Annotated in this window: 11 protein-coding genes and 2 pseudogenes; all 13 read right to left on the bottom strand. The window is 54.7% G+C overall.

Annotated features, from left to right (window positions below; genetic code table 11):
- Window positions 1-113: 113 nt before the first annotated feature.
- On the bottom strand, window positions 114-1292 hold the full coding sequence (locus AC5JQH_RS12120; RefSeq protein ID WP_493805632.1) for a low temperature requirement protein A: 1179 nt from the start codon (window positions 1290-1292) through the stop codon (window positions 114-116).
- A gap of 437 nt (window positions 1293-1729) precedes the next feature.
- Complete coding sequence (locus AC5JQH_RS12115) at window positions 1730-2470, bottom strand: TorF family putative porin (RefSeq protein ID WP_493805631.1); 741 nt, start codon at window positions 2468-2470, stop codon at window positions 1730-1732.
- 358 nt (window positions 2471-2828) lie between these two features.
- Entirely contained in the window at window positions 2829-3215 is a 387-nt protein-coding gene (locus AC5JQH_RS12110; RefSeq protein ID WP_493805630.1) for a RidA family protein, read from the bottom strand.
- 3 nt (window positions 3216-3218) lie between these two features.
- Window positions 3219-3461: a hypothetical protein gene (locus AC5JQH_RS12105; protein ID WP_493805629.1), complete on the bottom strand. Its 243-nt coding sequence runs from the start codon at window positions 3459-3461 to the stop codon at window positions 3219-3221.
- A 138-nt stretch (window positions 3462-3599) separates the two neighbouring features.
- A complete protein-coding gene (locus AC5JQH_RS12100; RefSeq protein WP_011784498.1) occupies window positions 3600-4901 on the bottom strand; it encodes an IS1380-like element ISMaq3 family transposase in 1302 nt (433 codons plus the stop codon).
- 58 nt (window positions 4902-4959) lie between these two features.
- On the bottom strand, window positions 4960-5592 hold the full coding sequence (locus AC5JQH_RS12095) for a RelA/SpoT AH/RIS domain-containing protein (protein WP_493805628.1): 633 nt from the start codon (window positions 5590-5592) through the stop codon (window positions 4960-4962).
- 29 nt (window positions 5593-5621) lie between these two features.
- Complete coding sequence (istB, locus tag AC5JQH_RS12090) at window positions 5622-6377, bottom strand: IS21-like element ISSpu5 family helper ATPase IstB (protein ID WP_008170042.1); 756 nt, start codon at window positions 6375-6377, stop codon at window positions 5622-5624.
- Between the two features lie 11 nt (window positions 6378-6388).
- Window positions 6389-7930: an IS21-like element ISSpu5 family transposase gene (gene istA / locus AC5JQH_RS12085; RefSeq protein WP_493805627.1), complete on the bottom strand. Its 1542-nt coding sequence runs from the start codon at window positions 7928-7930 to the stop codon at window positions 6389-6391.
- A gap of 151 nt (window positions 7931-8081) precedes the next feature.
- Window positions 8082-8597: pseudogene (locus AC5JQH_RS12080) on the bottom strand (APC family permease); the annotation flags it as partial.
- Between the two features lie 23 nt (window positions 8598-8620).
- Window positions 8621-8905, bottom strand: a pseudogene (locus tag AC5JQH_RS12075) (hypothetical protein); the annotation flags it as partial.
- 165 nt (window positions 8906-9070) lie between these two features.
- Window positions 9071-10174 (bottom strand): ABC transporter permease, encoded by a 1104-nt coding sequence (locus AC5JQH_RS12070; protein ID WP_493805626.1) that lies wholly within the window; start codon window positions 10172-10174, stop codon window positions 9071-9073.
- Window positions 10174-11268, bottom strand: coding sequence for an ABC transporter permease (locus tag AC5JQH_RS12065; protein ID WP_008172528.1), 1095 nt, complete (start codon window positions 11266-11268; stop codon window positions 10174-10176). The genes AC5JQH_RS12070 and AC5JQH_RS12065 overlap by 1 nt, the downstream gene beginning before the upstream one ends.
- The gene (locus tag AC5JQH_RS12060) at window positions 11265-12995 is read right to left on the bottom strand and encodes an ATP-binding cassette domain-containing protein (protein ID WP_008172530.1); all 1731 of its coding nucleotides are present in this window, start codon (window positions 12993-12995) and stop codon (window positions 11265-11267) included. Before AC5JQH_RS12060 ends, AC5JQH_RS12065 begins: the two co-directional genes overlap by 4 nt.
- Between the last annotated feature and the right edge of the window lie 5 nt (window positions 12996-13000).

Here is a 13000-nt window from a genome sequence, read left to right as displayed (position 1 = left end):
GCTTGATGAATGCTTCCGAAAAGAATGTGGTTCTACGGCTTAATGAGCATAAGAAGAACCCATCAAATCCCTGGCGGCTATCTGTCAAATTGCATGGGCGTAGCCATGTTCCATCACAGCATTTTATCAGACCGGCGCCCATATCTTAGCGCCAGAAAAATCGGCACACCAATCTGCGAGAACAGCGCCAGGACCCAAAGCCCGTTGCTGACAATCGACGGTACGAAGGGATGAACGGCTAGCACAACCAGCGCCATGACAATGCCGAACAGCCTCAGACCGGCGCTGTGGTATTTGTCGGTGGCATCAGCCACGGTTCGACGCAGCGCCCATAGCGAAGCTAAAAAAACCGCAAGGCCGGCCGAGGCAAGCGCGCCGTAGCCGGCCGGATAAGGCTCCCACAGGCCGACGTAGACTTCTCCGGCCAGCGCAACACCAATCGTCACCGCACTCCACAAAATCACGATGTGAGCAAACCAGTATCTCAGCAGCACAGCACTGGTGCGGCTCTTCGGTTTTGCATTGCCTGCGCAGTCGAAATAAGTCCAGGCCAGCGCGAAGAGGGACAAGCCGCCCATGGTCACATTGAACAGCGTACCCGCGCTGACTATGTAGACGCCCTTGTCGGCCAGCGTGACCACCAGCTTAAAGAATCCTTCACCCAGCAAGATCAACATCAGAAGGCCGAAGCGCTCCGAGATGTGTCCGAGTTGAGGCACAAAGCGTTCGAAGCGGAGCGTGCCTACGCGCGGCAGCATATACTGCAGCTGAATTGCTGCCACGCCGGCGGCAAAGACCCAATAGGCGACCGGTGTGGGCAAAAAAGCCGACAGCGCGAACAACCCGGCCAACACGAAAAAATTCCGCCCCTGTTCCTGCGCCAGCCTATTGGCCGCGTTGTCGGTCCACAGATCGCCTCCTTTGGCCTTGTCTCTGTAGATCAGCTCATAGATCCACTGATGGCTGACCTGAAGCCCTGCCTCACAGAACCTGCGCATAAACCCCGTTATCTGTTGCGGACTCCAGGCGTGACGAATCCGCTCCTTAATCCACATGATCACGCCGGGATTGCGTTTGTTGGCCTTCGGGGCGCTGCATCTACGAGCGTCACTCAAGACCTGGGCTTCTTCCGGCTGGTAACCATCCTCTGTTGCCAGATTGCGCCTGAGCTCTCTTGAGACTGTGCTGTTGTGGCAGCCCACAGTCGTGCCGATGTCCCGCATGCTCAGCCCGGTGCTGCGCAGTGCAAAAATCTGGTATCGTTGTGTCTGGGTCAGTTGTCGGTATTCCATCTCTGCTTCACTTTGGTCGGTAAAGCTAATCAGGATACCGGCACTGGCCCTTCTTGCTCTACCCGTGGGTCAAAGTGCTGCACTTATTCTATGAAACCAAGGTAAAACGGAAATAACGTCTGAAACTGGCATCACCCGACACAACAGATAGTTCAACTTTATCTTGATTAAGCTGCTGCGCAACCCATTGACAAAGGACTTGATAGCGAGCGTCCATATTATTCCCTAAGGTTTTAAATTTAATAACAGAATATAATTGCAGGGTATCCTAATCAAAAATAAAAGTTTCAGCAAAATAATAAATTAAACTTTGGTTTTGCAGCCCGGTTGAGGACAGCGAATGATAATCTAAAGCTTAGGCAGGGCCGCATACCCTGATACAAATAAAAATACCCTTAACAAATAAGGGTATTTTTAACTGGAGAATTTACCAAAATTTATTTTAAATCGATGGGTAGAGAATATACAAAAGCCATTTTCAGGTCATCATCACATCCACTATAAACACTAAATCCAGGCGCACAGTTAGCTTCATCCGGAGCGTCAACTATCTGACTTAATGTAAAGCTTAAATTATCATTATACGAATAGGTTAAATCCAAATGAGTATAATCTGTGCCTGTCGCTTCAGAGTCACTGTAACCAAGCGTGGCTGAAAAAGCATCAATGGAACCGCTTAAAGTATAATATTCATAGCCTGTAGCACCTGAGATATTATCATAGTAAGAGAAGTGAACCGGGCCGTAACCTAGCGTTAGAATGATCTCAGATAAATCTCCAATAGTATCATCCTGCACCTGATTACTTGGGTAGACATATGTGACGAACATCAGGTCATACATGAAACCCTCTACTTCACCACCAAAACCTGCATAAACATCAAATTCATTACCCGATTCCGCATCGCCCGATGACCCCCAAATACCACCGTAAAAACCTCCGGCACTGGCATTGATATCACCTGAAATAGCTGGAGTACTATTTCCCAAGTTATTACCTCGCCATAGGTACATATTAGAAACAGCTACTGAAGCGGTTACTTCAACTTCCTCAGCCATCATCATATCGTCAGTTATTGGCACTTCTGCAGCAGCTTGTTGAGCAACCATCATAGAACCAGCAGTAACTGCAGCACTAAGCGCAGACAAACGGAATGTAGTCATAGATTTTTTTAACATAACAAGAACCCCCAAAGGTTTATTTAATTGAGCTATTAATACTCGTTGATAATAATTCCTACCGAGATGTAAAGCACGGACCGTGCCATGCTATTTTTTATCTTTATTTTCAATATATTACATAACAACTACGTATTTATACTTATACCTACACTACACCTAAGCGCACCAAAATAATGCGCTTAAATTTAGGGTGCACCAATTTGACACCCGCTGTAACCCTTAGCGAGAGAATAGAAAATTTAATGAATAGGTATATCAGAGCACTTTAATAAAATGCACTGAGTAATTGAGACGGGACTCTAAAAATACTGACGGGAAACTGCTGTACAATTACTACGCTTGCAAACAAAGACCTCTATTGAATAACGAGTATTCCATCCATTTCAACTTGGGCATGACGAGGCAAAGACGCGACGCCCACAGCAGCGCGAGCCGGATAAGGTTGAGTAAAATACTTTGCCATAATTTCATTCACTTTGGCAAAGTGACCAAGATCAACCAAATATATATTCAATTTCACAAGATCCTGCAAAGAAGAACCAGCCGCTTCGCATACTGCTGACAAATTCTTAAATACTTGATCAATTTGAGCGTCAATCCCGCCATCAATCATTTCCATCGTGCTTGGTACAAGAGGAATTTGTCCCGAAAGGTAGACAGTATCACCAACTTTTACTGCTTGAGAGTAGGTACCAATAGCTTCTGGAGCTTGATTTGTTTGAACTATTGAGCGATTAGACATGCATTATCCTTTCTTATCTTTCTTTGGGTTTTTCCGAGTTTTCGTGATCACACGATTCAAGCGCACAACCGCTTTTATCATTCGCACCCGCTTCATAACGTTCGCCAAGTGACGGCGACCTTGAACATGCAGCACCACGCCCACAACACTAAGCTTGGCATTTTGCTCGATTACGCCAATACGCTCGATATTACCTTCTGCTCTGGTAATAGCCGCGGCTAACCCGGATTTCTCATAGTGCTCCAACAACCTTCGCAGACCAAGCCTGGTAGTGCCAGATCCGAGTGGTCATGGTCGAAGTTGGCGATTATTTAGCCAGTTTCCGGCATTCAGGCACAACTCCCCCTTTCCCCCATTGGTATCGGGCCGGGGGAGCCCGATTATCTACTGGGGCACCAAGCGCTGAACCAGTGCTGAGAGATCGTTCTTGTGTGGATAGCTATCACTCATCAACACCCGTATTCGGCGGGTGTTGCGGATGATGACTGCGCCAACCTTGATCAGCTTCAAGCGCAAGGTGCCGGCACTCATACGTTCGAAGGGCGTGTTTTTCAGATGCACCCGCAAACGCTCGAACAGGGTGTAGGCGAAGCCGGATAAGATCAGCCGCCACTGGTTGGTCCACCAGTGTGTGCTGGAGGTGCGACCGGCAAACAGATCCAGTTGTTGATCCTTGATCCGGTTCTCCATATCACCCCGTGCGCAATACTGTTCGTAGTAGAGCTTGAATCCGTCATCGTAGCGGGAGCTGATAACGAACCGGGGGTTCGGGCCTTGAGGGCCATATTCCAGGCGCGCAACCACCCAGCGTGGCTTATGCCAGCTTCGGGCTTTGTAGCGGAAGCGGAAGGTGCTGGCGAGCTTATGGCCATGAGCCTCGTAGTAGGTCCGGACTTTGTCCATGGCTGGGGCGGCAAGCGCCTCCAGCCGCTGGTTGCGGGCCATGCCTACGATGTAATCCACCTGGTTGCGATCGCACCAGGCCAGCAGTCGGGGCTTGCTGAAGTGGGAGTCGCCCCGGAACACGATCCGGGTCTGTGGCCAATACTCGCGAATAAATCGCACCAGCAGCGCCAGAATGGCCCAGCTGTGCCGGGCATCACCTCGATTGCTGGTGCGCAGATAGCTCACCAGCAAGTGCCTACCGCAGAAGACGTAAAGCGGGAAGTAGCAGTGATGGTCGTAATACCGGTTAAAGAACTTACCCGGCTGGTCGCCGTGCACCGGAATATCGGTGCCGTCAAAATCCAGCACGATTTCCTTGGGCGGCTTCTCATGCTGCTCGATAAAGTGGTGCCAGAGCAACTCATGCGCTTTGACAATGGTTTGCCGATCCATCGCCTGCTCCATTCGACAAAGCGTGGACTTGCCGGCCAGAGTCGAGGCATTCCCCGTGGCGGTTTGTAGTGCCTGATCAAAGCGAAGCGCTTCATGATCATTCAGATCTTCGTAGCCACCGGCCACACCGTAGACCCGTTGCCGGACCAGGGACTTGAGCTCATGACGAATCATCCGGGGATCCCGCTGGTCGGTCAGAGTCTCGGCCAGCCGTTGGGTTAACCGGTGTTGTTTGTCGACTTCGCGCAGTAACAGCAAGCCGGCATCGGAGGTGATATGGCCTCCGGAGAAGTCGGTTTCAATCTGGCGGCGGGAAAGTGGCGAGAAGGTCAGTTTTTGAGGTACCATTTTGGATAGCGGTTGTTGGTGTTGATTGATGGTGTAAGGTCCTGAAATTTTAACACTTTCAGCCGCTTTCTTTTATCCCCTCATGAGAAATTCGGGCTAACTCTGCAATAATGCCTCGTTGACGTTCAAGTTCTACACGAATTTCTACGGTAAATTCATCGGTAATATCTTTGACCCAAGATAAATGCATCTGAGCAAGATTATCCTTCAAGTTCAATACCTTTGAACAAGATGCAGAATGCACCACCAAGCCTGACGACTCATCAGGAAGACCAATAATGGGGTCGCCAGGAATTGGATAACAACAGTTGGCAAAAGATAAGCTCATACCTTCTGTGCCTTTTACCAAGACCTTGGAATCTATATTGATGACTTCTTTTTCAGCGAGATCTGGATTTGAATCCGAAACCAATTGCCTTGCTACAATATAGGGCATGCGATAACCGGCTCCAATTGTTCGCAATAAGGAATCTACCGTCTCACATTGGTTATGCTCTAGCACCTTTTGTATTTGTTCTTGGCTAATATCTTTCCAGCTAAAATTAATACCGTTAAGTGATTTTTCTAAGAGCTTACGACCCAACTCTAGGCTTTCAGCTTCTTTTTGTTCTTTGAGTGCGTAAACCGCTGAAGGTTGCCACCCATTCCACGTGAAGCCTGCCACCCGGACCGGAGCAAGGCTGCCACCCATCGGAGCGTAGCGACGCGGGGTTTCTCTTCTTACTCCGAAGTCTCAGTGCCCGTCAACTTTGCCTGCTGTTTTCGCATGGATTCGCCCCGCAGATTGATCTTGTAGGCGTTGTGTACGAGCCGGTCCAGGATGGCATCTGCCAGAGTGGCGTCACCGATGATGCCGTGCCATTCCTCGATGGGTAATTGGCTAGTGGCGATGGTGGAGCGCCGGCCATGTCGGTCTTCCAGCACCTCCAGCAAGTCCCGCCGGTTCTCCGCGCTCAGCTTCATCAGCCCCCAGTCATCCAGGATCAGCACGTCGACCTTGGCCAGGCTGGTCAGGAGCTTTGAGTATTGGCCATCGCCCTTGGCGATGGTCAGCTCTCGTAGCAGCCGGGTCAGGCGGACGTACTGGGCGGTGTAACCCTCCCGGCAGGCCTTGTGTGCCAGAGCACAGGCCAACCAGGTTTTCCCGACGCCAGTCGGGCCGGTGATGAGCACGTTCAGGTGTTCCTTCACCCACTGGCAGCTGGCCAGACTCTGGACAAGCCCTTTATCCAGGCCCCGTGAGTTCCGGTAATCAATGTCTTCGAGGATGGCGGCGTGTCGCAGCTTGGCCCGGCGCAGGCGGCTGCTCATGCGTCGGTTGTCCCGTTCCGTCATTTCCCGGTCGACCAGCAGGCCAAGGCGCTCCTCGAAGCTCAGGTCGGTAATGTCGGGGGTGGCCGACTGATCCGCCAGGGCGGCGGCCATGCCGGTCAGTTTGAGGGCGTGGAGCTTATCCAGCGTGGGATGTTTCAGCATGTCAGGTTCCTTCAGTGGTAGTAGGCGGGGCCACGGATGTTGTCGTGTGTGTCGGGTAAGGCCAGTTCTTGTTGCTCTTCCAGGGGCTGCTCATCCAGGCGGTGCTTGAGGATGGATTCGATGCTCTTGTATCGGCAACTGCCCAGCATCAGGGCGCGTTGGCAGGCACGTTCTAATCGTGCCTCGCCGTAGCTCTGGCCCAGCCGGAGAATGCCCAGACAGGACCGATAGGCCTGTTGCGGATGCTTTCTTGCCCCCAGCGCGGTACGGATAAGCTTTTCAGTTGCCGGTCCAGTCTTGGCTGCCCAGGCGGTCAGTCGCTCTGGGGTCCACTCGCCGGCTTGGCGATGGGACTCCGGCATGTGAGCGGCGATGGTGCTATGCCGACCCTTCTGATCCGAACGCCGGTGGCTGGCGATCCGGTTGCCCCGGTGGAAGCATTCGATGGTGTTGTGGGTGATCCGGACCTCCACCTCTTTCTTGATCAGGGTGTAGGGCACCGAGTAGTAGTGCCCATCGATGGCCACGTGGTAGTCGATGTGTACCCGGGCTTTTTTCCACTCGGCGTAGACATACGGCTCGGCGGGTAGCGGTTGTAGAACCGGCTGGTCCAGCTGTTTGAAGTGATCAAGCCGGCACCCGGGCAACTTGCGGAAGGGGCGGCTATTGAGCTTCTCCAACAGCTCACGGATGGTGGCGTTGAGCTGCCCCAGGGAGAAGTGCTGACGATGGCGCAGGGCCGCCAGGATCCAGCGCTCAACGATCAATACGCCACCTTCCACCTTGGCCTTGTCACGGGGCTTGCGAACCCGTGTAGGGACAACGGCCACGCCATAATGGCCAGCCATATCCTGATAGGTCGGATTGAGGTCCGGCTCGTAGCGATGGGCCTTGCTGACGCCGGAACGGAGGTTATCCGGAACCACCAGTTCCGGCACGCCGCCCAGGAACTCGAAGGCTCGGATGTGGGAGCCGATCCAGTCCGGCAGGGTCTGGCTCCAGGTGGCCTCGGCGCAGGTGTAATTGGACGCACCCATCACTGCCACAAAGACTTGCGCCTCATGGATCTCACCGGTGGTGCGGTCAATGACGGGCACCGTGTGCCCAGCATAGTCCACGAACAGCTTTTCACCGGCTCGGTGGTCCTGACGCATCACCAGATCCAGCTTGCCCTGCCAGGCCCGGTAGTGCTCGCAGAACCAGCTGTACTGGTAGCCATCCGGATTGGCTTCCCGGTACTCCTGCCAGAGCAGGAACAGGGTGACGTTCTTGCCCCGGAGTTCATCGTGGATTCGCTTCCAATCCGGAATGCCTCGGGCCTGTGCCGGCAGATCCGGTGGTGGCGGGAACAGCCGTTGCTCCAGCTGGGCTTCACTCAGATCCTCTGGCAGCGGCCAGCCAAGCTCCGCCTCAGCAGCACGCCGCAGATACTCGCTCACAGTGGGGCGACTGATGCCGCAGGCTGCGGCAACCTGCCGGTTACTCAGCCCTCGCTCCCACTTGAGGCGAAGGACTTCTTTGATTTTACGCATGGATAACCTCTTCGCTGGCATCTGACCCTCTCCGGATGAAAAGGAGCAGAGTACCGTTAGTTATCCCGCGCCGGACGTTTTGATGGGGAAATCAGGCAGCCTGCCAAGGTGGCAGCTTTCGCGTGGAATGGGTGGCAGGCTTCGTCTGGAATCAGTGGCAACCTTGGTCTGGAATACGCATGCCGCCGATTTTCAGGACGCCGATAAAGGAAGCCACACCCTGAATCATCCGGTTACCCAGCAGATTTATGAGAAACGCTGCCAGGATCAGTGACACCCCGAGAATGGGCACCATTCGCCCGCTTTCGTCGCCACCGAAGAGCTGCATGGTGTAGGAGCCGAACGTGCGGGCCAGAAAACTCTGGGCGATCACCATGGAAAAGTACATCAGCAAGGCGTTAAATGCGGTCGGCAGCCGGTTTCCGTAGGCCTTGTGTAAGTACATGCCGATACCGCCCGCAGACGGGTACGCATCGGAAATTTTGATGTAGGAATAAGCACTGAAACTGACGATCACGGCGGCCGCCAGAAACGCCAGGGGGAACAGAACGCCCGTCATCTGTGCCATCTGTCCGGTCAACGCAAAAATACCAGCGCCTATCATGACGCCGGTACCCAGCATGACGGTTCCTGGCAGGGTGAGACTGCCTTCCTGATAGCGAGTGGTTCTGTCTTGCTCCCTGCTCATTCAACCACCGGTTATTGTCGTTTCTATTTACGCTTCATAGGTGGGATTTTGGAACAGCAAAACGGATCATGTTTTGCGTTGGCCCGAACATTGTCGTCTGTAAACCGACACCACGCCAGTTTCCGCTGGGTCCACCACCCGGCCTGCAACCCGCCTCCGTGGGTTTTGATCAGTTCCATTAACTCGTCAAGAGACCAATGGGTTCCATCGTAGACGACATGCAGCTGGTTGTTCGGTTTGCGCTCGGCAAAATCAACACAGGGATGATGGTTGAGTTCATGGATGAAATCGCCCCACTGACTCTCGCCAAATCACTCACCATTTTGGCACGTAGATGCCGGTGAGGTGAGGAGGAGTCCATCCCATTGATTCAGGTTACTGATGAAAATGAATAATCACGGTAATCCTGATGCCTATGCGCCGTATCCTCTTGGCCGTGTAGCGACAAACGTCAGGCACTCACCCAACCGATCTCATTGTACCCGGCGTCGAAAGACCCAAAGGGAGAAAATAAACAGCGTGACACCGATTACCAGCAAGGCGAGAGCCTCATCCCAGAGAACCGCCAGGCCGGCGCCTTTGAGGAAAATACCGACGATGATATCCATGTAATAACGCAGTGGACTCAGCAGGGAGAGGCTTTGCAGGAAAGGCGGCATGGCTTCTACCGGCGTCAAACTGCCCGACAGGAACATCAGCGGGAAAAGTCCGAAAAAGGAGAGCAGCAACGCCTGCTGAAGGGTCCGGCTGTAGGCGGCAATCAGTACGCCCAGCGCAATCGCACTGAGCAAAAAGATGGCGGTCAGCACCAGAAATAAAAGCAGACTGCCCTGAAGGGGCACATCAAAGACTCTGACAATCACCAAACTCGGAAAGATGGACAGTACGCCCATGATCAGCGTGGGTGTGACCTTGGCCAGGAACAGTTCCAGGGTGGAAATGGGCGTCACCAGCAGCTGCTCGATAGTGCCTCGCTCCTTTTCCCGGACAATAGAGGCGGCCGGGTGAATAACGCCCACCATCATACCGGCCAGAGCAATCATCGATAACACGATAAAACCCGATGTTGTCAGATCGGGGTTATACCAGATACGGATCAGGGGTACCGCGACCCCCTTCTTCCCGGCAGCAGGGAGCGCTTCGCGCTCCTGGCGCTGGACGATCTGCAGAGCATCATTGACGGCATTGGCGGCAATGTTGGAATTGGTGCCGTCCTGGAGCAACTGGAGCTGAGCATTCTTGCCAGCGAGAAGAGCACCTTCGAACCCGGCGGGAACGACCAACACCATGGTGGCATCGCCTTTCTCCAGGAGGTCAGTGGCGGTTGCCACACGGGTTTCCTGAAATTTCAGGTCGAAGGTTTCGCTCACCGCAAATTTCTGGATCAACGAGCGACTCAAGGCGCTGCGATCCTCGTCCACCACCGCCAGGGGCAGGTGGCTTACATCAAAACTGAGCGCAACGGCACAAATGACGACTTCAATGGTGTAAAGCCAAAGTATCAGGGTCAGTATCAACCGGTCACGAAAGAACTGCACGAGCTCCTTGCGCAACAAACCAAATAAGGCAATTCCCATCAGGCCACCTTCTGCTTCATTCGCCAGGCCGCGAAGACAAATACCAGGACCGTATAGACGATCAACATCATCAGATTTGGCAGAACGGCTTCAAGGCCGGCTGATTTCAGTACGATGCCCCGGGAGATTTCCATAAAATAACCGGCAGGGAAAAGCCAGCTATACAGTTGCAGGGCAAGAGGCATGGTGAACAGAGGGAACAGAAAACCGGAAAACAAAAACGACGGCATCAAGGTGACAATCAGCGTTATCAACATGGCCGCCAACTGGGTACGGACCAGGGATGAGACCAACAGGCCGATACCCACCGTGGTCAGCACATAAACGAAAGCGGACGTCAGCAGCAGTATCGGGCTGCCGGCAATGGGGACCTGAAACCAGGCAAACCCCACCACCATGACCATAAGAATCTCCAGAAAAGCCACCAGACCGTAGGGCACCAGCTTGCCGACAACAAACTCGGTTGAGGTGACCGGCGATGCATAGATCTGCTCAATCGTACCGGTCTCTTTCTCACGCACGATCGCCAGGGCGGTCAGCAGGGGTGGGAACGCCATCAGGATCACGGCAAATAACCCGGGGATGACGAAATTGACGCTGCGCAGGGAGGGATTGAACCAGACCCTGGCCTGGACCCGGACGGCGCTCTGACGCGGGGCGGGGAAATTTGCGATTACCGCCTCGGCATAGGCCGATGCCAATCGACCCAGAACAGGATAGCCGCCGTCCACGATCACCTGGACAGGCGCCTCGTCGCCTCTGAGCAGTTGCCGGGCCAAGCCGGCTGGAATCACCACGCCCATGCTGATGGTCGAGCTTTGCAGTGCCGACTCCAGATCGCGGAGATCGGTCGTTTTCTGCTCTAATTGAAAATACCGCGAGCTGTCGAAACGGGCTGACAGGTCGCGGCTTGCCGGCGTGTTGTCCAGATCGTAAATGCCCACGGCAACCTGTTCCACATCCAGATTGACCGCATAGCCGAACAGAAAAAGCATGATCAGCGGCATGATCACGGCCAACGCAATGGTAACCGGGTCGCGAATCAGCTCGCGACTTTCCTTGACGATGAGGGCTCCAAGCCGATGAGCCTTCATGGTCCCAACGCCCGGGAATTGGCCGTTCCCGCCTGTTCTATGGCCGCCGTGAAGAGCATCTCCACCGTGGCGTCGGCTTCGAGGCCGAGCGAATGATTCAGCGATGATCGGCTACCGTGTGCAAGCAGCCGCCCGTCCAGCATTAACGCCAAACGATCACAATAGGCCGCTTCCTCCAGGTAGTGGGTAGTGACCAGCACGGTCATACCGCTGGCGGCCAGCTCACGGATAACCCGCCAGAAACGGTACCGGGCGACGGGATCGACACCCGAGGTGGGCTCATCAAGGAACAAGACCCGGGGCCGGTGAAGCAGGCTGCAGGCCAGCGCCAGACGCTGGCGCAAGGCACTTGAAAGATCACCGGTGAGCTTGTCGGGAATATCTGTCAGCCCCGTTACTTCCCTGGCCCAGTCGATCGCAGCCCGCGCCGCGCCTCCGGCCAGGCCGTAGGCATTGGCAAAGAAGCGGAGATTCTCCCAGGGGGTCAGTTCCAGATAGAGTGAAAACCGTTGTGACATATAACCAATTTGCCGGCGCAATGCGGTGCTACCCCCGCCGGAGCTCACCCCGGCCACCCGGGCGTTGCCCTCATCGATGGCCACCAGCCCGCACAAGGCCCTGATCAGGGTTGTCTTGCCCGCCCCGTTGGGCCCCAGCAACGCAAGCAGTTCGCCAGATGGCGCCTCGAAACTCACCCGGTCAACGGCCTTGAAATGTCCGAAGCGGACGCTCAGGCCGGTGGCCACCAGCCCTTCCTCTTTTCCCCTGTCTTGCCGGGCCAATTCCGGAAACTGCTGCTCGCCGGCCCTCCTGTCCGTCCGCAGCACAAACAGATCCTCGAGCCGGGGCTCGGCCGCCGCCAGGTGGGTTCCCTCGGGCAATAACTCGGCGAGCTGGTTTTCAGCGATGTCCGCGTTCATCACCAGTCGCAGGTGATCCGGCAACCACTGCACTGAATGGACGCTGTCAATTTGAGCCAGGATGCCGGACAACTCCCGCAAGCCTCGTCCGGTATCTCCAGCATTTACAGTGAACACCCTTCCGGCGGCGGGCCTCAGCAGCTCTTCCAGCGACCCATCCGCAAGAACGCGGCCCTGTTCCAGCAGCAGTATCCTGTCGCAGCGCTCCGCCTCGTCCATGTAGGAGGTAGCCACAACCATGGTCAGGCCCTGCGACCGGAAGCGGTCGAGCATGGTCCAGAGATGGCGCCGGGACAGGGGGTCGACGCCGAGCCCCGGTTCGTCAAGGATCAGCAGCTCCGGTTCATGGACCAGATTGGTACATAGCGACAACTTTTTCCGCATGCCACCGGACAGTTTGGCGGCGGGCCTGTCAGTAAAGCGGCCAAGCCCCGACATGGATAGCAACCTTTCTGAACGCTCCCGATAGAGTTCGTCGGGCACATCCCGGATGCGAGCGGCAAAGCTCAGGTTTTCCTTGACGCTGAGTCGATCGTAAAGCGTAAATCCCTGGGACATATAGCCAATCCGGGCAGCAACCTGCTTGGCCTCACGACGGGTATCGAAGCCCAGGACCCGGCATTCCCCCACAGTGGGGTCCAGGATGCCAGCCAACATCTGTAACAGCGTCGTCTTGCCAGCGCCATCAGCACCGACAATGCCCACTCGTTGGCCGCGATCAACGGAAACATCCAGTGGCTCGATGACAACATTGTCTCCGAATTGGCGGCCAAGGCCTTTGGCGACGATGGGTTCCGGGGAAGACATGACGG

It is taken from the genome of Marinobacter sp. H13 (genome assembly GCF_059072335.1).
Note: the sequence above shows the minus strand (reverse complement) of the source record. Positions and strands in the feature narration are given on the sequence as shown.